Annotated in this window: 23 protein-coding genes; 15 read left to right on the forward strand and 8 right to left on the reverse strand. The window is 70.9% G+C overall.

Annotated features, from left to right (window positions below; genetic code table 11):
- Positions 1-41: 41 nt before the first annotated feature.
- The 5 genes from FS769_RS05390 to FS769_RS05410 form a co-directional block, all read right to left on the reverse strand.
- Positions 42-1253 carry an ROK family transcriptional regulator gene (locus FS769_RS05390; protein WP_144830372.1) on the reverse strand — a complete coding sequence of 404 codons (1212 nt, stop codon included), beginning with the start codon at positions 1251-1253 and terminating at the stop codon, positions 42-44.
- Positions 1254-1351: 98 nt separating this feature from the next.
- The gene (mmsB, locus tag FS769_RS05395; protein WP_144830375.1) at positions 1352-2572 is read right to left on the reverse strand and encodes a multiple monosaccharide ABC transporter permease; all 1221 of its coding nucleotides are present in this window, start codon (positions 2570-2572) and stop codon (positions 1352-1354) included.
- A gap of 5 nt (positions 2573-2577) precedes the next feature.
- Positions 2578-4107 (reverse strand): multiple monosaccharide ABC transporter ATP-binding protein, encoded by a 1530-nt coding sequence (gene mmsA, locus FS769_RS05400; RefSeq protein WP_144830377.1) that lies wholly within the window; start codon positions 4105-4107, stop codon positions 2578-2580.
- A 130-nt stretch (positions 4108-4237) separates the two neighbouring features.
- The gene (chvE, locus tag FS769_RS05405; RefSeq protein WP_144830380.1) at positions 4238-5359 is read right to left on the reverse strand and encodes a multiple monosaccharide ABC transporter substrate-binding protein; all 1122 of its coding nucleotides are present in this window, start codon (positions 5357-5359) and stop codon (positions 4238-4240) included.
- Between the two features lie 237 nt (positions 5360-5596).
- On the reverse strand, positions 5597-6166 hold the full coding sequence (locus FS769_RS05410; protein WP_186325432.1) for an NTP transferase domain-containing protein: 570 nt from the start codon (positions 6164-6166) through the stop codon (positions 5597-5599).
- A 51-nt stretch (positions 6167-6217) separates the two neighbouring features.
- Between FS769_RS05410 and FS769_RS05415 the strand changes: the two genes are divergently transcribed.
- From FS769_RS05415 to FS769_RS05475, 13 genes are all read left to right on the forward strand, one after another.
- Positions 6218-7198: an XdhC family protein gene (locus FS769_RS05415; RefSeq protein WP_144830383.1), complete on the forward strand. Its 981-nt coding sequence runs from the start codon at positions 6218-6220 to the stop codon at positions 7196-7198.
- Positions 7195-8493, forward strand: a complete 1299-nt coding sequence (locus FS769_RS05420) for an amidohydrolase family protein (protein ID WP_186325433.1) — start codon at positions 7195-7197, stop codon at positions 8491-8493. The genes FS769_RS05415 and FS769_RS05420 overlap by 4 nt, the downstream gene beginning before the upstream one ends.
- The gene (locus tag FS769_RS05425; protein WP_144830385.1) at positions 8490-9116 is read left to right on the forward strand and encodes a helix-turn-helix domain-containing protein; all 627 of its coding nucleotides are present in this window, start codon (positions 8490-8492) and stop codon (positions 9114-9116) included. The genes FS769_RS05420 and FS769_RS05425 overlap by 4 nt, the downstream gene beginning before the upstream one ends.
- A gap of 15 nt (positions 9117-9131) precedes the next feature.
- Positions 9132-10079 carry a PDR/VanB family oxidoreductase gene (locus FS769_RS05430; protein ID WP_144830388.1) on the forward strand — a complete coding sequence of 316 codons (948 nt, stop codon included), beginning with the start codon at positions 9132-9134 and terminating at the stop codon, positions 10077-10079.
- 851 nt (positions 10080-10930) lie between these two features.
- Positions 10931-12181, forward strand: a complete 1251-nt coding sequence (locus FS769_RS05435) for an amidohydrolase family protein (RefSeq protein WP_144830391.1) — start codon at positions 10931-10933, stop codon at positions 12179-12181.
- A 27-nt stretch (positions 12182-12208) separates the two neighbouring features.
- Positions 12209-12985, forward strand: a complete 777-nt coding sequence (locus FS769_RS05440; protein ID WP_222123899.1) for an ABC transporter ATP-binding protein — start codon at positions 12209-12211, stop codon at positions 12983-12985.
- The gene (locus FS769_RS05445) at positions 12982-13875 is read left to right on the forward strand and encodes an ABC transporter permease (RefSeq protein WP_144830394.1); all 894 of its coding nucleotides are present in this window, start codon (positions 12982-12984) and stop codon (positions 13873-13875) included. The genes FS769_RS05440 and FS769_RS05445 overlap by 4 nt, the downstream gene beginning before the upstream one ends.
- Positions 13876-13991: 116 nt before the next feature.
- Positions 13992-15170, forward strand: a complete 1179-nt coding sequence (locus FS769_RS05450; protein WP_144830396.1) for an ABC transporter substrate-binding protein — start codon at positions 13992-13994, stop codon at positions 15168-15170.
- Between the two features lie 389 nt (positions 15171-15559).
- Complete coding sequence (locus FS769_RS05455) at positions 15560-16891, forward strand: FAD-binding oxidoreductase (protein WP_144830399.1); 1332 nt, start codon at positions 15560-15562, stop codon at positions 16889-16891.
- Positions 16888-17667: a creatininase family protein gene (locus FS769_RS05460; RefSeq protein ID WP_144830402.1), complete on the forward strand. Its 780-nt coding sequence runs from the start codon at positions 16888-16890 to the stop codon at positions 17665-17667. The genes FS769_RS05455 and FS769_RS05460 overlap by 4 nt, the downstream gene beginning before the upstream one ends.
- Positions 17668-17803: 136 nt before the next feature.
- Positions 17804-18217: a hypothetical protein gene (locus FS769_RS05465; RefSeq protein WP_144830405.1), complete on the forward strand. Its 414-nt coding sequence runs from the start codon at positions 17804-17806 to the stop codon at positions 18215-18217.
- Positions 18218-18220: 3 nt separating this feature from the next.
- The gene (locus FS769_RS05470) at positions 18221-19039 is read left to right on the forward strand and encodes a hypothetical protein (RefSeq protein ID WP_144830408.1); all 819 of its coding nucleotides are present in this window, start codon (positions 18221-18223) and stop codon (positions 19037-19039) included.
- A gap of 154 nt (positions 19040-19193) precedes the next feature.
- Complete coding sequence (locus tag FS769_RS05475; RefSeq protein ID WP_144830411.1) at positions 19194-19574, forward strand: hypothetical protein; 381 nt, start codon at positions 19194-19196, stop codon at positions 19572-19574.
- Positions 19575-19605: 31 nt separating this feature from the next.
- On the opposite strand, the gene FS769_RS05480 is transcribed toward FS769_RS05475, so the two are convergent.
- The 3 genes from FS769_RS05480 to FS769_RS05490 all read right to left on the reverse strand — a co-directional run bounded on the left by FS769_RS05480 (position 19606) and on the right by FS769_RS05490 (position 23033).
- Complete coding sequence (locus tag FS769_RS05480; RefSeq protein WP_144830414.1) at positions 19606-20400, reverse strand: alpha/beta fold hydrolase; 795 nt, start codon at positions 20398-20400, stop codon at positions 19606-19608.
- Between the two features lie 145 nt (positions 20401-20545).
- Positions 20546-21922, reverse strand: coding sequence for an amidohydrolase family protein (locus FS769_RS05485; protein ID WP_144830416.1), 1377 nt, complete (start codon positions 21920-21922; stop codon positions 20546-20548).
- A 166-nt stretch (positions 21923-22088) separates the two neighbouring features.
- Positions 22089-23033, reverse strand: a complete 945-nt coding sequence (locus FS769_RS05490) for an alpha/beta hydrolase (RefSeq protein WP_144830419.1) — start codon at positions 23031-23033, stop codon at positions 22089-22091.
- A 144-nt stretch (positions 23034-23177) separates the two neighbouring features.
- Here FS769_RS05490 and FS769_RS05495 point away from each other — a divergent pair, with 144 nt between their 5' ends.
- Together FS769_RS05495 and FS769_RS05500 are read left to right on the forward strand one after the other, a co-directional pair.
- The gene (locus tag FS769_RS05495) at positions 23178-23681 is read left to right on the forward strand and encodes a pyridoxamine 5'-phosphate oxidase family protein (RefSeq protein WP_144830422.1); all 504 of its coding nucleotides are present in this window, start codon (positions 23178-23180) and stop codon (positions 23679-23681) included.
- Between the two features lie 97 nt (positions 23682-23778).
- Complete coding sequence (locus FS769_RS05500; RefSeq protein ID WP_144830425.1) at positions 23779-24486, forward strand: SDR family NAD(P)-dependent oxidoreductase; 708 nt, start codon at positions 23779-23781, stop codon at positions 24484-24486.
- Positions 24487-24528 lie beyond the last annotated feature (42 nt).

Consider the following 24528-nt stretch of genomic DNA (forward strand, 5'->3'; position numbering starts at 1 on the left):
CGGCGTTTCTCGGACGCTCGACAGGCCTCTGGAAGCGCGGGTCAGCCGCGGAAGCCGGCCGGGTTCGACAGCAGGTCGGCGAAGGCGAGCTCGGCGGGTCCCACCAGCATGAGACGCGAGCGCAGGTGCGCGCGCTCGAGGCGGATCGTGCGACCCTCGGCGCCGAGAGGGTGTACCCGTACCGCGTCGGCCAGGCGCTCGCGGCTCACCGAGAGCAGGGCGCCGAGATAGCCCGAGAGCACGACGGTCTCGGGAGCGAAGGCGTTGACGAAGTTGGTCAGGGCGAGCGAGAGCATCTCGACCTGACGGGTCACCTCAGTCATCACCCGGGGATTGCGGGCGACGCCGAGCTCGACGTCGAGTTCGTCTTCGTCGAGCTTGCGACGGCCCAGCAGGGGTTCGAGCAGGTCGAGGCTCACCTCGGCCTCGAGGCACCCCCGACGACCGCACACGCACGCGCGTCCTCGCGGGTCGACGACGGTGTGCCCCAGCTCGCCGGCGTAGCCCGACGTGCCGCGCAGCAGCGTTCCGTCGATGATCAGGCCGCCGCCGATGCTGTGCATCGCGCCGCCGAGGTAGAGCAGGTTGCCGACCCCCACTCCGACGCCGAAGCGCGACTCGGCGAGGGCGCCGATGCTGGCGTCGTTGCCCGCGGTCACCGGCATGCCGAGCTCGTCGCTCAAGCGGGCCGAGACGGGATCCCGCCTCCAGCCGAGGGTCGGTGAGACGAGCACCGAGCCGTTGGCGTTGACGAGACCCGGCACCGCGAGACCCGCGCCGACCACGCGGTAGTGGCGGTCGATGTCGGCGCGCATCGCCTCGACCGACGACGCGACGATCTGCACGAAGCGCCGGGGCGAGGGGGCGCTCGCGGTGTCGTGGCGCAGGCGCGCGTGCACGACGCCGCCGAGACCGACCAGGGCGACGGTCACCGCGTGCGGCTCGGCGCGGACGCTGAGGGCGGCGACGTGGTCTTCGGGTTCGATGTCGAGCGTCGGGCGCCCGACCTTGCCGGTGCGTTCGCCTCCGGGGGCCTCGCGCACGAGGCCCAGCTCGGTCAGCTCCATCACCAGACCGGTGACGGTCGAGCGATTCAGACCGGTCGTCGCACCCAGTTGAGCGCGCGAGAGAGCACCCCGGGAGTGAAGGAGCGAGAGGACGGACGCGAGGTTCTGCTGACGGATCAGATCATTCGTCGTACGGCCAGTCGGCGGCGCGAGCGGGGTTGCGGGCTCGAACACGGCGGGGGTCATGAGGGTCGCACCTCCCCCATCATCGCATCACGAAGCGGCGAGGCGGAAAGCAGTCGAGCGGATGGGGAGCGGGCCCCGGGGCCGCGCTCCCCATCCGATCACGCACCGCCGTTGCGCCGCTTGTTGAAGATGTCGAACGCGACGGCCAGCAGCAGCACGATTCCCTTGATGGCCATCTGCCAGGCGGCATCGACGCTGAGGATCGACAGACCCATGTTGAGCACGCCCATCACCAGGCCACCGACGACCGCGCCGACCACGGTGCCGATCCCGCCCTGCACCGCCGCGCCTCCGATGAAGACCGCCGCGATGGCATCCAGCTCGTAGTTCTGTCCGGCCGCGGCGACCGCGCTTCCGGCACGGGCGGTGCTGACCACCGCGGCGAGACCGGCGAGGGCACCCATGTTCACGAAAATGAAGAAGTTGACCCACTTCGTCTTCACACCGCTCATGACGGCGGCGAACAGGTTTCCACCCATCGCGTAGATGTGCCGACCGAAGGTCGTGCGGTTGAGCACGAACGTGTACGCCAGCACGAGCACGGCGAGGATGATCAGCACGATCGGGGTGCCGTTGTAGGTCGCGAGCGTGAAGGCTGCGGCCATGATCACGACGACGGCCGCGGCGTTCTTCAGCCAGAACGACCACGCCACCTCGCGCGGCAGCTCGAGTCGGCGCAGGGTCGCACGGGTGCGCAGCTGCTGCACGATGAGCAGCACGCTGGCGAGCGCGCCCAGCAGGAGCGTCAGGGCGTCCCAGTTGCCGAGGTAGCCGAGGAACGGCGGCAGCCAGCCGGCCCCGATCGCCGTGAAGCTGTCGGGGAGACCGCTGATCGTACCGCCGGTGAGCAGCACCAGGGTGAGACCGCGGAACAGCAGCATGCCGGCGAGGGTGACGATGAAGGCGGGTATGCCGACGAACGCGACCCAGAATCCCTGCCACGCGCCGACGATCGCGCCGACGACGAGCGAGAGGACGACCGCGAGGTACCAGGGCAGACCCCACTGGTTCATCGCGATCGCCGCGATCGCGCCGACCATGGCCACGACGGAGCCGACCGAGAGGTCGATGTGCCCGGCGATGATGACCATGACCATGCCGATCGCGAGGATCAGCACGTAGGCGTTCTGCTGGATGAGGTTGTTGACGTTGCCCGGCAGCAGCAGGCGACCGCCGGTAAGCACCTGGAACAGCGCGATGATGATGACGAGTGCGGCGAGGATGCCGAACTGACGGAAGTTGATGCGCGACAGGATGCCGCGACGGCGCGGCCCCGGTTGCGTCGGCGCCTCGACCGTCTGGGTGGATGCGGTGGCCATTGCTCTCAGTTCCTTCCGGCGGTCATGTGCCGCATGAGCGTCTCCTGGGTCGCGTCGTCGCGGCTGACCTCGGCCGTGATGCGTCCCTCGGAGATGGTGTAGATACGGTCGGAGAGGCCGATGACCTCGGGCAGCTCCGACGAGATGACGATGACGGCCTTACCCTGGGCCGCGAGTTCGTTGATGATTCCGTAGATCTCGTACTTCGCACCCACGTCGATGCCGCGGGTCGGCTCGTCGAGGATCAGCACGTCGGGTCCGGTGAACATCCACTTCGACAGCACGACCTTCTGCTGGTTGCCGCCCGAGAGCCGCCCCGTGATCGCCGCGACGCTGGGCGCCTTGATGTTCATCTTGTAGCGGTACGAATCGGCGACCTTGTACTCGCGGTACCGGTCGACGACGCCCAGGCGCGCGAGACGGGCGAGGGCGGATGCCGAGACGTTGACCTGGATGTCGCCGATGAGGTTCAGACCGTACTTCTTGCGGTCTTCGGTGGCGTACGCGATGCCGTGCTTGATCGCGGCGTCGACCGTGCGCACGTCGATGGCCTTGCCGTTCTTGTAGACCTCGCCCGAGATGCCGGTGCCGTACATGCGCCCGAAGATGCTCATCGCGAGCTCGGTGCGGCCGGCGCCCATGAGACCGGCGAAGCCGACGATCTCTCCCGCGCGCACCATGAACGAGGCGTCGTCGATGACCACGCGCTCGGTGTCGACCGGGTGGTGAACGGTCCAGTTCTCGACGCGGAACAGCTCTTCGCCGATGTCGGGCTCGCGCGGCGGGAAGAGGCTGTTCAGGTCGCGACCGACCATGGCGCGGATGATGCGCCCCTCGTCGGTCTCGGGGTCGTCCCGCATCATCGTCTCGATCGTGCGACCGTCGCGGATGATGGTGATGCGGTCCGAGATTCGCAGCACCTCTTTGAGCTTGTGGCTGATGATGATGCAGGTGATGCCCTGCGCGCGCAGCTGGTCGATGAGGTCGAGCAGGTGCGCGGAGTCGTCGTCGTTGAGCGCGGCGGTCGGCTCGTCGAGGATGAGAAGCTTGACCTCTTTGGCCAGCGCCTTGGCGATCTCGACGAGCTGCTGCTTGCCGACGCCGAGCTCGAAGATCTTCGTCGCCGGGTTCTCGCGCAAACCCACGCGCTTGAGCAGTTCGGCGGCGGCGGTATTGGTGGCGTTCCAGTCGATGACGCCGCGGCGCGACTTCTCGTTGCCGAGGAAGATGTTCTCGGCGATCGAGAGGTACGGGCTCAGCGCCAGCTCCTGGTGGATGATGACGATGCCGGCGGCCTCGCTGTCGTTGATCGAGCGGAAGGCCATCTGCTCGCCCTCGAGGGTGATCGTCCCGTCGAAGCTGCCGGTCGGGTAGACGCCGCTCAGCACCTTCATGAGCGTCGACTTGCCCGCGCCGTTCTCGCCGCAGACGGCGTGCACCTCACCCCGGTACACGTCGATCGACACGTCGGCCAGGGCCGGCACGCCGTTGAACGACTTCGAGATCCCCGACATACGCAGGATCGGTTCGGTCATGGTGTGTCCCTCTCCCGCCCCTCCGGGCGGCTGTTCGGCTCCACCGCCCGCAGGCGGCTCTACTGCTCCACCGCCCGAAGGCGGCACGGGGAGCGGCGGGGCGGGCGAACCCGCCCCGCCGCAGAGTGGATCAGAGCCCGACGTCGGAGGCCTTGAGGAAGCCCGAGTCGATGAGCTTGGACTGCACGTCGTCCTTGACGACGACCTCGGGCGTCAGCAGGTACGAGGGCACGACCTTCTTGCCGTTGTCGTAGGTCTTGGTGTCGTTGACCTCGACGGTCTTGCCGTCCTTGATCTCCTGGATCATCGTGAAGACGCGGTCACCCAGCGCGCGGGTGTCCTTCCAGACGGTCATCGACTGCGTGCCGTCGAGGATCGCCTTGACGTTGGCCTTGTCGGCGTCCTGACCCGTGATGATCGGGTAGTCGGCACCGGCGGTGTAGCCGGCCGACTTCAGCGAGGCCTCGATGCCGATGGCCAGGCTGTCGTTGGGCGAGAGCACCACGTTGACCTTCTTGCCGTCGCCGTAGAACGACGACAGACGGTTGTCCATCTCGGCCTGGGCCTTGTCGGACGCCCAGCCCTGGATGCCGATCGACGCCCACGCGTCGTCGTTCGCGGGCGACTTACCGCTGGGGACGACCAGCTTGCCGCTGTCGACGTAGGGCTTGAGCACGTCCCACGCACCGGCGAAGAAGAACTTCGCGTTGTTGTCGTCGGGGCTGCCGGCGAAGGGCTCGAGGTTGAAGGGGCCCTTGCCGTCCTTCAGGCCGAGCTGGTCTTCGATGAACTGGCCCTGCAGGGTGCCGACCTTGTAGTTGTCGAAGGTGGCGTAGTAGTCGACGTTCTCGCTGCCGTTGATGAGACGGTCGTAGGCGATGACGGTGGCGTTCTGCGACTTGGCCTCTTCGAGCACCGGGCCGAGGGTCGAGCCGTCGATCGCGGCGATCACGAGGATCTTCGCGCCGCCCGAGATCTGGTTCTGGATCTGGCTGATCTGCTGGTCGGTCTTGTTGTCGGCGTACTGCAGGTCGACCGTGCAGCCGGCATCCGTCAGCTTCTTCTGCAGCTGCTCGCCGTCGTTGATCCAGCGCTCCAGGCTGCGGGTCGGCATCGCGATGCCGACGTTGCACTCTCCGGTTCCGCCGGAGGCAGCGGCGCCGCCGCCGTCGGCCGGACGGGTGGAGCTGCAGGCTCCGAGACCCACCGCGAGAGCGGCGATGGCCGCTCCGGTCAAGATTTTCTTCAGCATGTGATCTGCGTTCCTCTCTGAACTGCAGGGACCCTCATGGTCGTACCCGCGCCCTCCCCGGCGTCGGATCGGGTACGTCGTCGTCCCGGCTGTGTGACCCGTCGAATTATGACGGCTCCGAAAAAATATCCACCCGGTGGGGTTTTGTCTATAGCCACGTCAAAATTACGCACACCGTGACCTGAGCGTGATTTTCGGCCCGGCGCAGGCATCGGACAGCGGCCTCGACGAGGCCGGTCAGCGCGTGTCGTGGTCGCGCCCGGACCACAGGTCGCCGCACTCCACGAGCTCGGCGTCTTGCGCGATGAGGTACGGCCGCGCCCCGATGTCGCCGCGGACCGACGCCGCCAGCGGCGCCCAGTGCGCTCGGCCGAGCAGCACCGGATGCCCCGGCGCGCCCTCGTAAGTCGCCTGCGCGAGGGCGTCGGGCGCGGCCCGTCGGGCGAGACGCGCCACTGCCGCGGGCGACACCTCCGGAGTGTCGACGGGCAGCACGACGACGGCGGTCGAGGTTCCGGATGCCAGCGCTCCGAGCCCCGCGCGCAGAGACGCCGCCATGCCCGTGGCCCAGTCGTCGACCCGTACGATCCGGGCGCTCGGGGGCACGAGGGGGGCCGCCTCGTCGGCCGCCGCGCCGAGTGCGACGACGACCTCGCGGCATCCACCCTCGACGAGGGCACGCACCGCGAGGGCCAGCCACGGGGCGCCTGCGGAGGTGCGCGCGAGGGCCTTGGGGCCGCCGAAGCGCCGCCCGGCACCGGCCGCCAGCACGAGCCCCGACGTCGGCACGGGAGGGTCGGTGGCCATGGTCACGACAGCGTAGCGTGCGCGAAACACGCCCCGACTACCGTCGCCGACATGCTCGAACTGGCCGCCGATCTGGTGCCGCTGCTGGCGGCCGACGTGCCCGTCGCGGCGGTCACGGTGACCGCTGTCGTGCGCAGCGCACCGCGCGGAGTGGGGGCGACGCTCGCCGTCACCCGCGACGCGCGCGTGATCGGATCGATCTCGGGCGGGTGCGTCGAGAACGACGCGGTCATGCTCGGCCTCGACGCTCTGCGCACCGGCTCGGTGCGTCGCGCGCGCTTCGGTTTCACCGACGACGGCACCGTCACCCCGATCGCGGCCGGGCTCGCATGCGGCGGGGCCGTCGACGTCGTCGCCTACCCGGTCGAGGCGTCCGCCCTGCCCGCCCTCGAGGCCGCACGCGCCGGACGCGAAGCCACCGTGCACCTCACCCTCGACGGAGACCCCCTCGTGCTGCACCGGCCGGCGCTCCCCCGCCTGCTGGTCCTGGGCGCGGGCGAGCACGCCGCGGCGCTCTGCCGGCTGGGTGCCGCGGCGGGCTTCGCCGTGACCGTCTGCGACGACTGGGCGCTGCTGGTGACGGCCGAGCGCTTCCCCGACGCGAGCGAGCTCGTCGTCGCCGCACCCCACGAGTTCCTCGCCGCGCTCGACGACGTCGATGAGCGCACCGCCGTCTGCGTGCTCACCCACGACGAACGCCTCGACGTCCCCGCCCTCGCCACCGCACTGCGCATGCCGGTGGGCTTCGTCGGCGCGATGGGCGCGCGGGCGACCGTCGCGCGACGCGCGGCGCTGCTGCGCGCGGCGGGGGTGACCGACGCGGAGCTCGCCCGGCTGCACTCCCCCCTCGGCCTCGACCTCGGCGGACGCACGCCCGAAGAGACCGCCCTGTCGGTGATCGCCGAGATCGTCGCGAGCCGCAACCAGGCGAGCGCCCGCCCGCTCCGCGAAGGACGCGGGCCGCACCTCCACGCCGTCAGCGACACGGATGCCGAGGCGGTCGCCGCCTCGTGCGCGGTGAGGATCGCGTGAGCGTCGTCGTCGTGACGGGCGCGGTCGCCGTGCTCGAAGGACCCGGTCGCGTGCGCACCGGCGACGTCGTCATCGACGACGGGATCGTGGTCGAGTCCGCGGACACCACCGGAGCGCGCATCATCGACGCCACGGGCTGCGTGGTGACGGCCGGACTCGTCAACGCCCACCACCACCTGCTGCAGACGGCGTTCCGCACGCTGCCGGGCACGCGCGGCCTCCCGATGCGCGAGTGGCTGCCCGCGATGGCCGCGGCCTACGGTGCCGCGGGCGTCGACCCCGAACTGACCGGACTCGCGGCGAGCGCGGGTCTCGCCGAGGCCCTGCTGAGCGGAGTGACCACGGTCGCCGACCACCACCTGACGTGGCCGGAGGGCGCCGACCACGTCGGCATGGCACGCGCCGCGGCCGCCGCCGCAGCCGACCTCGGGGCCCGGCTCGTGTTCGTGCGCGGCGCCGCTCGCGACGACCCCCAAGAGGCCGCCGCCTCGGCCGAAGCGATCGTCGAGGCCCTCGTCGCCGAACGCCCCGACGGGGTCAGCATCGACGGCATGCTGCAGGTCGCCGTGGGCCCGGCCGGCGTGCACAGCGACCCGCGCGAGACCTTCGACCTGCTCGGCGAGGTCGCGCGACGCCACGGACTGCGGCGCCGCACCCAGGCCAACGAGGTCGTCGACGTCGAGGTCGCCCTCGAGCGCTACGGCCGGCGGCCGATCGACCTGCTGCAGGACTGGGGGTGGGTGGATGCCGATGTGACGCTCGCTCACCTGTGCGACGTCACCGCCGACGAGATCTCGCGCCTCGCGGCCGCCGGAGTCACGGCGACGCACGCCCCCGGCTGCGATGTGCCCATGGGCTGGGGCGTCGCCCCTGTCCGACGCCTGCTCGACGCCGGCATCCCGGTGGGCCTCGGCACGAGCGGCGGCGGCAGCAACGACGCCGGGCATCTGCTGGCCGATGCGCGCCTGGCGATGCAGGTCTCGGCCCTGGTGGGCCCGCAGCTGCCGGCATCCGAGGTTCTGACGATGGCGACGGCGGGCTCGGCCGACGGACTCGGCCGACCCGAACTGGGCCGACTCACCCCCGGGTCGGCGGGCGACGTGTGCGTCTGGGACGTGTCGGGAGTCGCCGACGCGGGCGTGGCCGATCCGATCGCCGGACTGCTGTGGGCTGCGCCCGGGCGCCGACCGCGCACGGTGATCGTGGGCGGTCGGGTCGTCGTCGACGAGGCGCGACTGGTCGACGCCGACGAGGCCGAGATCGTCGCCCGGCTGTTCGAGAGGGTGGGACGATGACGACCATGGCCCCCGCGATTTCCGCCGAGACGACGCCCACGAGCGAAGAGCGCCTCGGCGCCCACCTGCGCGGACTCCGCAAGGCGCGCGGCCTCACCCTCACCCAGCTCGCCGAAGCGGCCACCCTGTCGCACCCCTTCCTCAGCCAGCTCGAGCGCGGCCTCGCCCGCCCCAGCATGGCCAGCCTCGAGAGGCTCGCCCGCGCCCTCGGCACGAGCCGCGTCGAACTGATCGCCGCCTCGGAGCCCCCGCGCGCCGACCACGACGCGCAGCCCTCGTTCGTCGCCGCGGGTGAAGGCGTCGTCGGCCCCTACGCCGAGGGCACCGCCCGCCTGCTGGCCGAGGGACCCCGGCGCTTCGAACCGCTGGAGTTCACCGGCTCGAACGATCAGCCCGGCGATCACTACGTTCACGACGAAGACGAGTTCCTCACCGTGCTCGAGGGCTCGGTCGTGATCTCGTTCGGTCCCTTCGGCGAGCGCACGCTGCACGTCGGCGACTCCGTCTACTGCCGGTCGGGCACACCGCACCGCTGGCACTCGCCCGGCGGGCGCACCTACCGCCTTCTCATCGTCAAAGAGGTCGTGCACGGCGACGGCGCCGACGACGCGACCGACGTCTAGCGAACAGGAGTTCTCGTGAGTGCAGGGGTGACCTTCGACGCGGTGGTCCGCGAGAGGCGCGACGCCGCCGACGGCGTGATCGTGCTCGACCTCGAGCGCGCGACCGGCACCCTGCCGCACTGGTCACCCGGGGCGCACATCGACGTCGTGCTGCCGGGCGGCATCGAGCGCCAGTACTCGCTGTGCGGGTCGCCCACCGCCCGCGGCACGTGGCGCATCGGCGTGCTGCGCGAGCGCGAGGGCTCGGTGTGGCTGCACGAGAACGCACAGGTCGGAGAGACCCTGCGCGTGCGGGGACCGGCCAACCACTTCCTCTTCGCCCCCACCGCGGGGCGGTCGTACGTCTTCGTCGCCGGGGGCATCGGCATCACCCCGATCCTGCCCATGCTCGAGGCGGCGGAGGCCGCGGGAACGACGTGGACCCTGCTGTACACCGGGCGCTCACGGCGCACGATGGCGTTCGTCGACGAGCTCGAGCAGCGCTACGGCGATCGCGTCGAGGTCTTCGCCGCCGACGAGGGGCGCCGCCTCGACCTCGGTGCGCGGTTCGCCACCCCCGTCGCGCGCGAGGTCGTCTACGCGTGCGGGCCCGCTCGGCTGCTCGAGGGACTGGATGCCGCCATGGCCGGCTGGCCGCGCGGGAGCCTGCACGTCGAGCGTTTCGAGGCCAAGGTGCTCGGCCCGCCGGTGTGGGCGGAGCCGTTCGAGGTCGACCTGATGATGTCGGGCCTCACAGTGACCGTCCCGCCCGAGCGCTCGATCCTCGACGTGGTGGAGGAGCAGGGCATCGTCGTGCCCTCCAGCTGCCGCGTCGGCACGTGCGGAACGTGCGAGGTCGCTGTCATCGACGGCGACATCGAGCACCGCGACTCGGTGCTGTCACCCGAGGAGCAGGACGCCAACCGCACGATGATGCCGTGCGTCTCGCGCGCGGCCTGCCCGCGGATCACGCTCGAACTGTAGGGCCATAGGTCCCTGAGCCCGCACCGAGGTCCCTGAGCCCGTTCCGAGGTCCCTGAGCCCGTACCGAGGTCCCTGAGCCTGTCGAAGGGACCGCCGCCCACAGCCGCGCCCGGGGGCTTCGACAGGCTCAGCCACCTGGGTCGAGGTCCCGTAGCCTTTACCGAGGTCCCTGAGCCTGTCGAAGGGACCGGTACCCGCAGCCGCGCCCGGAGGCTTCGACAAGCTCAGCCACCTGGGGAGAGGTCCCGCGCTGTACCGAGGTCCCTGAGCCTGTCGAGGGGACCGGTACCCGCAGCCGCGCCCGGAGGCTTCGACACGCTCAGCCACCTGGGTCGAGGTCCCGCGCTGTACCGAGGTCCCTGAGCTTGTCGAAGGGGCCGGTACCCACAGCTGACCCCGGAGGCTTCGACAAGCTCAGCCACCTGGGTCGAGGTCCCGCGCTGTACCGAGGTCCCTGAGCTTGTCGAAGGGACCGCCGCCCACAGCCGCGCCCGGGGGCTTCGACAGGCTCAGCCACCTGGGTCGAGGTCGCGGGGTCTTCGACAGGCTCAGCCACCTGGGGAGAGGTCCCGCGCTATACCGAGGTCCCTGAGCTTGCCGAAGGGACCGGTACCCACAGCCGCGCCCGGAGGCTTCGACACGCTCAGCCACCTCGGTCGAGGTCCCGCCTGTCCGACAACTTTGTCGAGAGGGTCATGCGGGGGAAATACAGCGGAAACGCACGGTTCCTAGCATCGGATCATCGCCGGATGTTGGTCACACCAACACTGACGCAGCCGCCACAAGCGGCTCGGCCCCACTGATGTGGCTCCCGTCTTGCGCTTGTCTTCTCGACTTCTCCGGAGGCCCTCGTGTCTGCCGCTCCACCCGTCTCGATCGCCGCACTGCGCGGCGTGCGCCTGACCTCGGGCGCGCTCGTCGACATCGCGCTCGACGGCGACGAGGTGCTCGCGGTGGTTCCCGCCGGCAGCCCCCTCCCCGACACCGACGGCGAGGTGCTCGACCTCGACGGCTACCTCGTCACCGCCGCGGGCGCCGAGCCCCACGCCCACCTCGACAAGTCGCAGTCGTGGGACGCCATCCAGCCCGCCTTCGGCGACCTCGAGCGTGCCATCGAGAGCTGGCACGCCTTTGCGGCGACCCTCGACGAGGACGACACGCTGCGGCGCGCACGCTCCACGGCGGTGCGCATGTTGGCATCCGGGATCACCTCCGTCCGCACGCACGTCGATCTGCTGCGCGGCGACGACGCTCTGGTCGGCGTGCGCGCCCTGGTGCGCCTGCGCGAAGAGCTCGACGGTCTCATGGACATCGAGCTCGTCGCCCTCGGGGGTCCGAACATCCCGGATGCCGTGTTCGAGGCGGCCCTCGACGCGGGAGTCGACCTGGTCGGAGGCGCACCCCACCTGGCCGACGACCCGATCGCCGACCTCGAGCGGCTGATCGCGCTCGCCCGTCGTCGCGACGTGGGTCTCGACCTGCACACCGACGAGAGCCTCGCCGGCGCCGACACCCTCACCGCGTACGCCCGCCTGGTCGCCGGGTGGGACCGCCCGTGCACCGCCGGTCACTGCGTGCGCCTCAGCATGATGCCGGCCACCGACCTCGCCGCACTGGCCGACGAGGTGCGCGCGGCCGACATCGGCGTGATCGCCCTGCCCATCACCAACCTGTACCTGCAGGGATGGGAGGCCGACCACGCCGTGCCGCGCGGCATCGCCCCGATCGGCCGCCTCAAGGCCGCGGGCGTTCGCGTCGCCGCCGGAGCCGACAACGTGCGCGACCCCTTCAACCCCGTCGGCCGGTGCGACCACCTCGAGACCGCCTCGCTGCTCGTCGCCGCCGGCCACCTGGCCCCCGCCGACGCCCTCGACGCCGTGACCGTGGGCGCCCGTGACGTCATGAACCTCCCCTTCGCGGGACCCGTGGCCGGCGCCCGCGCCGACCTCGTCGCCGTGCGCGCCGCCTCCCTCGGCGACGCCGTGGCCTTCGCCGACGCCGACCGCGTCGTGCTCCACCGGGGGCGACTCGTGAGCCGCACCACGGTGACCACCGTCACCGCCGTCCCCACCCCGACCGCCGCGCCCGCGACGGCCTCCTGACCACCCGAACGGAAAGCGAGCGCCCCCGTGACCTTGGCCTCCCCCGCTCCCGCAGACGTCGCGGCATCCACCGCCCCTCTGCTGGACTTCCGCAACGTCGCCATGACGTTCCCCAACGGCACCACCGCCCTCTCCGGCGTCGACCTCACCGTCGAACGCGGCGAATTCGTCAGCGTCGTCGGCCCCTCGGGCTGCGGCAAGTCGACCCTGCTTCGCATCGCCTCGGGTCTCGAGACCGCGAGCGAAGGAACCGCCTCCGTCGCCACCGACCGCATCGGCTACGTCTTCCAGGACGCCACGCTCCTGCCCTGGCGCGACGTGCAGGCCAACGTCGAACTGCTGGCCGAGCTCAACTGGCAGCCCAAGCGGGTGCGCACCCCCAAGGCGAAGTGGGCGATCGACCTCGTCGGCCTCAAGGGTTTCGAGAAGCACCTGCCCAAGCAGATGTCGGGCGGCATGAAGATGCGCGCCTCGCTCGCGCGCTCGCTCACGCTCGATCCCGAACTGTTCCTCTTCGACGAGCCGTTCGGCGCCCTCGACGAAATCACCCGCGAGCGTCTGAACGACGAGCTGCTCAAGATCTTCGTCGCGCAGAAGTTCGGCGGACTCTTCATCACCCACTCGGTCTCCGAGGCCATCTACCTCTCCACCAAGGTCGTCGTGATGTCGGGTCGCCCCGGCCACCTCGTCGACACCTTCGAAGTCCCCTTCGACATGCCCCGCGACCCCGAGATCCGCTACACCGCGGAATTCGCCAAGCTCGTCGGCGAGGTCTCCCACGCCCTCCGGGAAGGACACTCATGAGCACCACGTCTGCAGAACCCGTCGTCACCGAGACGTCGGAGCCCACGGCATCCGTTCCGCCCGTCCAGCCGCCCGCACCCCGCACCACGGCGACCCGCCGCCGCGGCTTCGGTGCACGCGTCGCCATGATCCTGCCGCCGTTGGGCGTGCTGGTCGTGCTGCTGGGCGCCTGGTACGGCATCTCGATCGCACTGGCCGCCTCGGGCAAGGGCTTCCTTATGCCCATGCCGCACGAGATGTTCACCCTGGGCTTCTTCGACCCGCAGGTGGGTGCCGACATCTGGGTGGCGCTGTTCCGCACCACCGGCGTCGCCCTCGCCGGCCTCGCGATCGCGATGGTCATCGGCATCGGCTGGGCCATCGCCATGTCGCTCGCCCGCTGGGTCGAGCGCTCGACCTACGCCTACGCCGTGATGCTCCAGTGCATCCCGATCCTCGCCCTGGTGCCGTTGGTCGGCTTCTGGTTCGGCTACGAGTTCCTCGCCCGCGTCATCGTCTGCGTGCTCATCGCGCTGTTCCCGATGGTGTCGAACACCCTGTTCGGCCTGCAGTCGGTCGACAAGTCGCAGCGCGAGTTGTTCCGCCTGCAGAAGGCGAACAAGTGGACGGTACTCACCAAGCTCACCCTCCCCGCGGCGCTGCCCTCGATCTTCGTCGGCATGCGCACCTCGGCGGGCCTGTCGGTCATCGGCGCGATCGTCGGCGACTACTTCTTCCGCCGCGGCGAGCCGGGCATCGGCTCGCTCATCTCCAACTACCAGTCGCGCCTGCAGAGCGCCGAGCTGTTCGCCGCAATCCTCGCGGCCTGCCTCCTCGGCGTCGTCATCTTCGCCCTGTTCGGCTGGCTGTCGAAAGTGGCCGTCGGCCGCTGGTACGACAGCACCCTCTAGGCCCCCAGATCCCGGATGCCACAGCCCCTCCCGCGCGAGAGTGCGGGAGGCGGCATCCGGAGTACCCGAAAACACCCGCACCCGAGAGCTCCACCCGTCACAGAAAGCGAACCAGCATGCAGCGCTCCACCCTTCTTCGCGGCACCGCCGTCACCGGCGCCGTCGCGATCGCCCTCACGCTGACTTCCTGCGCCGGCAGCGCAGCGGAAAGCGCCCCCGCCGCCACCGACATGGCGATCGGCTCGGTCGACCTGTCGGCCGACTGCCCCTCGACCATCGTCGTGCAGACCGACTGGAACCCCGAAGCCGAGCACGGTCACCTCTACGAGATGATCAAGGACAACTACACGATCGACGCCAACACCAAGGCCGTCACCGGCCCGCTCATGGCGGACGGCGGATACACCGGCGTCAACCTCGAGATCCGCGCCGGTGGTCCCGCGATCGGCTTCCAGACCGTGTCGGCCCAGATGTACCAGGACGACAAGATCACCCTCGGCTACGTCAGCACCGACGAGGCGATCCAGCTCTCGGGCACCACGCCCACCAAGGCCGTGTTCGCACCGCTCGACATCAGCCCGACCATGGTCATGTGGGACCCCGCGACCTACCCGAACGTCAAGACGATCGACGACGTCAAGGGCGCCCTGACGGCGAACGGCGGCGTGTGGCGCTACTTCGACGGCTCGGCCTACATCGAGTACCTCAAGAGCGCGGGCCTGGCCGACTCGGCGATCCTCGACGGCTCGTACGACGGCACCCCGTCGAACTTCGTCGCCGCCGGCGGCAAGGACATGCAGCAGGGCTTCGCCTCGGCCGAGCCGTACGTGTACCAGAACGAGGTGTCGGCGTGGGGCAAGCCCGTCGACTTCGCGCTGATCCACGACGCCGGATGGCAGACGTACCAGTCGTCGATGTCGGTCAAGGCCGACAAGTTCGACGAGCTGTCGCCCTGCCTCAGCAAGCTCGTGCCCGTGCTGCAGAAGGCCGGCGTCGACTACTACAAGGACCCGAAGGCCGCCAACGACCTCATCCTGAAGCTCGTCGACGAGTACGCGACCGGCTGGACCTACACCCAGGGCGTGGCCGACTACTCGGTCAAGACGCAGGTCGACCTCGGCCTCGTCGGTGACGGCCCCGACTCCACCTACGGCAACTTCGACGACGCCCGCTTCGCGGACTTCTTCTCCAAGGCCAGCAAGGTGTACACCGACCTCGGCACCCCGCCGGCATCGGGCTACACCCCCGCCGACCTGTACACGAACGAGTTCATCGACTCCTCGATCTCGTTCTGACCCGCCGGGCCCGGTCCGCCTCGTGCGGGCCGGGCCGCCGGTCGCCGAACCCAGGTCCCTGAGAACCCAGGTCCCTGAGCTTGTCGAAGGGACCGCGCCCAGCATCACGCCGAACCCAGGTCCCTGAGCTTGTCGAAGGGACCGCGCCCAGCGGAGATCGGTGGCTTCGACAGGCTCAGCCACCTGCCGACCACGACCCCGCATCACGCCCGGTGGCTTCGACAGGCTCAGCCACCTCCCGACCGCAACCCCGCAACACGCCCGGTGGCTTCGACAGGCTCAGCCACCTCCCGACCGCAACCCCGCAACACACCCGGTGGCTTCGACAGGCTCAGCCACCTCCCAAACCCCTCGGCATCCGCCCCATCGTTCCACCCGGAGACACCCCCATGAGCGACACCGCCACCCGCGTCCTCTCCCTCGAGGACGAACTGCTCGACCTGCTCGGCCCCGCGGCCGTGAGCACCGAACCGCGCGTGCGCGAACGCGCCAGCGTCGACGGCTCGCCGATGTCGCCGATCATCGCCGCGAAGCTTCCGCTGGGCCTGGCCGACCTCGTCGTCTTCGCCGCGGATGCCGGGCAGATCGCCACCGCCGTCGCCGCCGCCGCGCGACACGGGGTGCCGATCACGGTGCGCGGCAAGGGCACCGGCAACTACGGCCAGGCGATCCCCATGCAGGGCGGCCTCGTGATCGACACCACCCGCGCCAAGGCGATCGTCGAGGTCGGCGACGGCTTCATCACCGCCGAAGCCGGCACCCCGATGGTCATGCTCGAGCAGGCCGCGTGGGCGAGCGGCCAGGCCCTGTGGATGTACCCCTCGACCGCGCAGTCGACGATCGGCGGCTTCCTCTCCGGCGGATCCGGCGGCACCGGGTCGATCGAGCACGGCTCGAACGACCGCGGCTTCGTCGCCGCCCTCGACGTCGTGCACGCCGACGGCAGCGCCGAGATCCTCCACGTCGAGGGCGACGAGGCCCAGAAGTACGTGCACAACTACGGCACCGCGGGCGTGATCGTGCGCGCAACCGTCCGCCTCGAGCCCCTGCGTGAGTGGCGAGGGCTGTGGGCGAGCTTCCCCGACTTCGCCGGCACCCTCTCGGTCGTGCAGACGATCGGCAACCTCACCCCGACCCCGCGCCTGGTCTCGGGCGACGGCGTCGAAATCTCGGCGGCCCTTCCCGCCGACGAGGCGATCCCCGAGGGGCGCTCGAGCCTGCGTGCGATCATCGACGCCTCGCTCATCGACGAAGTCACCGCGATCATCGAGGGTGCGGGAGGCCGCGTCGAAGCCGTGCGCGAAGGGCCGCAGGCCAGCATCCGCCTGTCGATGCTCAGCTACAACCACCCCATCGAGTGGTACCAGAAGAGCCAGCCGCACGAGGTGTTCCACCTCGAGGTCGCGGGCGCTCCGCTGGCCGACGACATCGAGGCCGTCGAGTCGGTGTTCGCGGGCGGCAAGCTCCACATCGAGTCGACGAAGGCCTTCCCGATCGGCATGCTCGCGGCCCCCTACGTGAGCGAGGAAGACGTGTACCGCGGCATCGCCGAGCTCAACGCGATCGGTGTCGGCGTGCACAACCCGCACCAGTGGAACGTCGACTTCAACGTCGAGCAGACCGCCGAGACCGCCGCCCTCACCGACCCGAACGGCCTGCTGAACCCCGGCAAGCTCAACCCCGACTACACCGGAGCGCGCAAGGGAGCGATCATCTCATGACCCGTCTGCTGGCCGAACTGAGCGGCCCCGCGGCCGCCGAGGCCCTCACCGATAAGTCCATCATCGTGCTGCCCACCGGCGCGATCGAGCATCACGGCCCGCACCTGCCCCTGGCGACGGATGCCATCGTGGCCGAGGCCTCGGCCACCGCCGCCGTCGCGCGCGCCGCCGCGCAAGGCCTCGACGTGTGGCAGCTGCCGACGCTGTCGATCACGAAGTCCGACGAGCACTCCTGGGCGCCGGGCACCCTGTGGCTGACGCCCGAGACGATGATGCAGACGATCGTCGACATCGGCCGGTCGCTGCTGACCACCCGCGCCCGCACGCTGGTGTTCCTCAACGGCCACGGCGGCAACGTCGCCCTGCTCAACGTCGCCAACCGCGAGCTGCGTCGCCGCTTCGGCCTGCGCACGTTCTTCATGCCCGCGGCCCGCGTGCCCTCGTTCGACGGCACCGACGGCGGACCCGACGAGCACGGCACGGGCATCCACGCCGGTCACGGCGAGACGAGCATGATCATGCACCTGCGTCCCGAACTCGTCGATCCGTCGAAGTTCGAGGCCACGGTGCCGGCGCACATCGGCGAGTTCCGCCACATCGGCTTCAACGGCAAGCCCGTGACCTTCGGGTGGCTCTCGAACGACTTCGGTCCTACGGGGGTGCTCGGCGACCCGACCGGCGCGAACGCCGCCCACGGTGCGCAGCTGTTCGAAGACAGCGTGTCGTTCGTCGTCGAAGCGCTCGAAGAGATCAGCCGATTCGACTACACCGCGTGAGTCGCTCGAGGCGGGCACGACTCCTGCATATGCGGCGGTTCCCTGAGGTATTCGGCCCGGCAGGCCCGTTCTGCAGGAGTTGTGCAGCGCCCGGGTCGGATCCGATTCCGGATGCCGCGGTCTCGGCGGTGCGCGCGTGAGCGTCGCCGCCGAGACCGGCCAGGGCGTCCGCGCCTACGGCCGAGTGCTGCGTCTGCCCGGCGCCCGCAGCTTCGTCGCCGCAGGGATCCTCGCGCGCTTCCCCCGCGCGACGCTGTCGCTCGGCATCATCCTGCTGGTGTCGGCCGCGACCGGCAGCTTCGCCTCGGCCGGGCTCGTCGTCGCTCCCCTCGTCGGAGGCATGGCGATCGCGGCACCCCTGTGGTCGTCGCGCATGGACCGCCACGGCCAGGCCCGCGTGATCATGGTGTCGCTCGGATGCCTCGTGCTCGCGGCATCCGCCCTGCTCGTCCTCGTGCTCACCGATGCGCCGTTCTGGACGTGGCTCGTGGCCGCATTCGTCACGGGGGCGGCGACCCCCGACCTCACCTCGGCCGTCCGGGCACGGTAGACCGTGCTCGCCCCGCCGGCGCAGCGCACACCCGCGTTAGCCCTCGAGACGATCGCCGATCAGATGGTGTTCATCTCGGGGCCGCCCGCGATCACCGCTGTTGCCGCCGCCGTCGACCCCGCGGTGGCGGTTCTCGGCTCGCTCGGGCTCGGGCTCATCGGAGGCGTGTGGCTCGCCGCGCAGCGCGGCACGCAGCCAGCTCCGGCGCCGCACGCCCCGCGGCGCGGCATCGTGCTGCCTCCCGCCGGGGTCATTCCGATCGCTGTAGCCTGCATCGCCTTGGGCGGAGTCTTCGGGGCCTTCGACGTCAGCCTCGTCGGGTGGGCCGAGCTGAGCGAACGGCCGTGGCTCGCGGGCCCGGCGTTCAGTGCCCTGGCCGTGGCGATCGCGATCGGGTCCGTCGTGACCGGAGCCCGCACGTGGAAGCTCTCCCCCGCCGCGCGGTACATCCTCTTCGCGGCGCTGGCCTTCGCCGTCGCCCTCGCCCTGCCGTTCGCGCAGGGCTCTGCTCCGGTGCTGTTCGGGGTGATCCTGCTGCTCGGGCTCGCGGTGTCGCCGGTGATGGTGTCGGGCATCCTCGTGGCATCCGCCCGCGCCCCCGAGGGCCGGGTGACCGAGACCCTCGCCTATCCGACCGCGGCGATGTCGCTCGGCGTGCCGATCGGCGGCGTGATCGCCGGGGCGGCCCTCGATTCGACGGGACCCGCCGCCGCGCTCGTCACGATCGCGGTGTCGCTGGCGAGCGCGGCGGCGATCGCCGCGGTGGGCGAGGCGCTGCTGCGGTTCGCGCGTTCCAAGTCGCGCGAGACTGCATCTCGCTGACAAGTCCGTTGCAGGCTGCAACCGGGATGTCAGCGAGATGCAGTCTCGGTGTGCGGCCAGGCGTGATCGCCCGACCCCGGCTGCAGATCGACCTCCGCGGTTCTCGATCGGGCAAGCCGGACGGCGACGCACAGCGCGCCGATAGCGTGAGGCGATGGATGCCGAGACCGTCGCTCAGCCGCTGGATGCGCCGCAGGTTTCGCGGTCGCGTGTCAGCCGTGGCCTGGTGTTGATCGTCGGGGTGATCTTGATCCCGATGGCGCTGAACATCATCTTCAACAGCTGGGGTCCCCTCACGCACGAGAGCGCCATGCGTATGGCGTTCGCCACGGTCGCCGGGCAGACGATCGCGATCCTGACCGTGGTCGTCACGCTCGCCATGACCGCCCTGACCCGCCGCAGGCGTCAGCTGCCCACGTTCATCGTCATCGCCCTGCTCGTGTTCGGTGCGGCGTCGGCGACGATGGGCGCCGCGGCCGACACGCTCTCGTCACGCCTGACGATCGTCGACCAGGTGAGCCGCCTGAACCCCTGACGCCGTTCTGCACTCGGCGCGTTCTGGACACTCAACGAGCCAATGCGGCTTCCAAATGACGGAGCACCGAGACATGGCCGTCGTCGGGATGGAGGTCGAGCGTCGCGTGCGGGAGGGAAGCCTCAAGCATCCGGGCGTGAGCGGGAGGGATGACGCGGTCGCGCTCGCCCTGGACGAGCAGCACGGATGCCGCGACCTCCGCGAGCGCGACACCCCAGGGTCGGGTGAAGGCGAGGTCGTCGTCGATGAGACCCTCGGGCCCGTCGGCCTCGGCCGCGCCGGCGTCGACTCCCAGAGACGCCCATTCGCCCTCGAGGGCCGCGAAGTCGGCATCCACGAACTGCTCGGAATCGAACTCGTCGGTCTCGGCGAAACGGCGGCGGGAGCCTTCGCCCTCGACGGCCGACCGCAGCCCGCCCGGCGCCTGCATGCCGGCGAACCACGCCTCGTCGTCGGTGAACGGCGCGGGGCTCGCGAAGGTCACGACTTGGCCGACGAGCTCCGGCATCGCCGCCGCGCACGCGAGGGCGTGCGGGCCTCCGCCCGACGCGCCGACCGAGACGACGGATGCCACACCGAGGGCCTCGAGCACCGGAACGAGCCCCGCGGCGACGTCGGCGACGGTGCGGCCCGGCTGACGCGGCGACCCGGCGTAGGCGGGCCGGGCGACGGAGACGACGGCGAGCCCGTGCGCGTCGGCCGCCCGCTGCACCGGCGGCAGGATCGCGCCGGTCTGCGGCGACCCGTGGTGCCACAACAGCACATCGAGCCCCGCGACGTCGTCGACGGAGGTGTGGACGTCGAGCCCCGCGATGCGTCTGCGCATGCTCCCACGCTGTCACGGCGCGGCCTCGCGCGCGAGGGCGGGCGCGGGTCGCGGGTGCTCGCAGGCCTCTGAGCGTCCAGGAAACCCGCACGACCGGCGCGCGGGACGCGGCGTGTCGTGGACACTCAGCAGGAAAGGCGCGGGGTCAGAGGATGACGCCGAACTCCTCGGCCAGCGCGGGCAGCTCCTCGTGCAGCACGCGCGAGGCCTCGACCGCGAGCGGGTTGGTCGAGACGCCCCGGTCGTTGACGAGCTTTCCGCCGACGTAGACCTGCTGCAGGTTGCGCAGGCCGCAGGCGAGCACGTAGCTGCGCACGGGGTTCCACAGCGGTCCGATATCGGGAGTGCGCGGGTCGACGACCACGAAGTCGGCGAACTTGCCCACCTCGAGGCTGCCGACGCGGTCGTCGACGCCCATGATCTCGGCCCCGCCGAGGGTGTGCAGGCGCAGGACGCGCTCGGGCATCATCGACAGCGGGTCGTGGGTGCGGGCGCGCTGCATGAACATGCCCATGCGCATGTTCTGCCACGGGTCGGCGACGTCGGTGCAGGCCTGGTCGTCGAGGCCCATGCCGACCTTCATGCCCTGCTCGAGCATCTCGGGCACATGAGCGATGCCCGACGCGAGACGCCCGTTCGACGCGGGCTGCCACGACATGCTCGCCCCTCCCGCGGCGGCATCCGCGATGATCTCGGGCGTGGTCTGGATGAAGTGGCCGAACATCATGCCCGGCCGGAGGGCTCCGGCGTTCTTGTACAGCTGGAACTTCGTCTGCTGGTGCTCGATCGCCTCGTAGGTCTCGAGGAAGTGCGCCTGGTTGGTCACGCCGAAGCGGTCCATGACGGCGACCTCGATCTCGGCGGCGTCGGGCCGCGTCGACCACTGCACCTGGCCCATGATCGAGGCGCCGAGGGCGATGTCGGGATCCATCGCGAGCACGTGATCGAGCGAGGCCTCGAACCGCGCGAAGATCTCTTCGTCGGTGCCGACGGTGGCATCGAGAGCGATCGAGTCGACGAAGCGGAGCCCCGCGTCGTGGCATCCGTCGGCCTGCCGGGTGTGCCAGGCGTGATCGCGGAGCTGCCCGCCACCGTCGGCGCGCTTGCCCTCGACCATCGGCTCCCACGGCAGGAGCGGGTCGGTGAAGTTGTACGCCGTGGTCACGCCGTTGGCGAGGAAGTCGAGCGAGCCGTGCAGCGTGGCCCAGTAGATCTGGTCGGGCGAGGCGTTGTTGAGCACGCTGAACATCGACGTGCACCAGCCGTAGAGCGTCTGGTCGACGCCGAGCCCGCGCGAGCCGCTCGTGAAGAGGTGGCTGTGCGACGAGACGAAGCCCGGGGCGACGAACTTGCCGTCGACGTCGAGGATCTCGTCGGCCGTCGTGCCCGGCGCGGGGTCTCCGGCGCCGATCGCGGTGATGCGTCCGTCCTCGACGAGCATGTAGCCGCGCTCGATGTAGCCGGGGTCGTCGGTGCCCGCGGGGACCGTGATGAGACGTGCGTTGGTGACCAGGAGCGACATGTTGATGACGGTAACAATGGCGTGTTTCCGCGGTGTTCCGGGCGTGGGGCGGGTTGTTTGCGGGGCGGCCGGAGCACACCCATGTCCCGAAAATGGCTGGCCGAACGGGCCCCAGACCGCACAAAGTGGGACATGACCCCGCCGAAAGTGGGACGAGGTCAGGCCCTCACGCGAACGCCGCCCGCACAGCCGGGGCGACCTGCGCGAGCACCTCGTCGCGCGCGGGAGTCGAGGGGAACACCAGGAACAGATGCGGCGCCCTCTCGCGCCGCACGAACTCGACCGGTACTCCCGAGGCCGCGAGCCGGTCGGCGTACTCCTCGGCCTCGTCCGACAAGGGGTCGACGGCGGCCGCGACGATCACGGCCGGCGCCGAACCGCCGAGCACCGCGGCCCGCAGGGGCGCTGCGTCGACGGGCACCCGGCGCGTGGCATCCGGAACGTACAGCCCCCAGTACCACTGCATCCCGCGCGCGGTGAGGGGCAGGTTCTCGGTGTGCGCGCGGTAGCTCGGGCGCTCGGGATTCGGGGCGTCGAGCACGGGGCACAGCAGCACCTGCACGCGGATGCCGGGAGCCCGGCCATCGCGCGAGCGCAGGGCGAGCGCCGCGGCGAGGTTGCCGCCCGCGCTGTGCCCGGCGACGCCGAGTCGGGCGGGGTCGATGAGTCCGTCGGCCCCCGTCGCGGCGAAGCGCAGCGCGCGGTCGAGGTCGTCGAGACCGGCCGGGAAGGGATGCTCGGGCGCGAGGCGGTAGTCGACGCTCAGCACCTGAGTTCCGGTCGCGAGAGCGAGGGCGCGGCACAGGGCGTCGTTGTTGTCGAGGTCGCCGGCGACCCATCCTCCGCCGTGGGCGAAGACGAGCGTTCCGCGGTGGCCGGCGCGCGGGCTGTAGAGGCGCAGGGCGAGACCGTCGTCGTCGAGGTCGATCGACTTGAGCGTCGCGTCGTCGGGTGAACGCACCCACGACGGGTTCGCGCGCAGCTCGGCGATCCGCGCGGCGTCATCGCCGTCGGCATCCGTCGCCCCCGAGGGGATCGTGCCCGCCTGAGCCGCCAGGCGTTCGAGGTGGGCGCGCACGGCGGCGTCGGTGATGGCGGGGTGGACGCTCACGGGTCTCCTGCGGGTCGGGGCTCACGGGCGCCGCAGGCGGCGCTGCCCCGAGCGTAAGACGCCGGATGCCGAGGGATCGGCTCTCGCGACGAAGCTTCACCCCGCCGAAACATCCATGTCGCCCCGCGCCTCCAGCATGAGCGCATGACCTCCCCCGAAGAGCGCGCCGCCGCGATCCTCGCCGCGCAGCGGTTCGTCGTGATCGGCACGGCCGATGCCGTCGGGCCCTGGACCGCCGCCGCCCAGTACCGCCTGCTGCCGGTCGGACTGTACGTCGAGTCCGACCTCGCGTCGCGGCATGCGCGGGCGATCGCGGCCTCGGGCGCGGCATCCGGGGTCGTGTACGACTCGTCCGCGGGGCTCGCCGACGCCGACGGGGTGCAGTTGTCGTTCCGGGCGAGGCAGGCGGATGCCGCCCCGGCGGCCGTGCGCGAGGTGCTGGCCGCGCGTCTGGCCCGCGACGCCGTGACCGCCGCCATGCTCGACGACGAGGTCGCGGCGATCGTCGCGACTGCGCGCAAGCGGCTGTACGTCTTCGAGGTCGAGCGCGCCTTCGTCTTCGACCGCGACGCGTGGCGCACCCGCGGCACCGACGCGCGCCTCGAGGTCGACGCCGCTGCGGTGTGGCGGCTCATCGACCGGATCTGACGAGCGTTACGCCCGCGAAACAGCGCCGTCGCCGCCGCGTTCGCCGCCGGGCGTACGGTGACCGCCAGGGCGACCCGACGCCCGCGGGAGGAGCGTCATGTCGCAGCGCGTCATCGTCACGGGAGGCTCCGGAGGCATCGGCGCCGCCATCGTCGCCCGATTCGCGGCCGATGGAGCCCGAGTCGCGGTGCTCGATCGTCGCGCCCCGACCGACGGCGCGGCATCCGCCTACTTCTCCGTCGATCTGCGTGACCCCCTCGACACGCGCCGCGCGGTCGGAGAGGCGATCACCGCGCTCGGCGGGGTCGACGTGCTCGTGAACTGCGCGGGGGTGTTCCAGCACGTGTCGTTGCTCGACATCACCGTCGACGACTGGGATCTCGTGCTCGACATCAACGCCCGCGCGACCCTCGTGACGATGCAGGCGGTCGCCCCGCTCATGCTCGAAGCACGCGGCGGCACGATCGTGAACATCGCCAGCATGGCCGCCAAGCAGGGGGGCGGCGGAGAAGGGCACTACGCCGCGTCGAAGGCCGCGGTCGTCGCCCTCACCCGCGCCGGCGCGCAGGAATGGGGATGCCACGGCGTGCGCGTCAACGCCGTCTGCCCCGGCTACGTGCTCACCGACATGGGCGCCGACACCCGCTCCGACGACGACGTGCGGGCGTGGAGCGCGAAGTCGCCGCTCGGCCGCCTCGGCGTGCCGGAAGACGTCGCGGGCGTCACCCACTTCCTCGCCTCCCCAGCGGGCGGGTACCTCACCGGGCAGGCGATCAACGTCACGGGCGGCATGATCATGCATTGAGCGGGGGCCGTGTCTGTGACCCCGCGTGACCGCTCTCCCGCT

The sequence above is a fragment of the Microbacterium sp. BH-3-3-3 genome (assembly GCF_007679045.1).
Taxonomy (GTDB): Bacteria; Actinomycetota; Actinomycetes; order Actinomycetales; family Microbacteriaceae; genus Microbacterium; species Microbacterium algihabitans.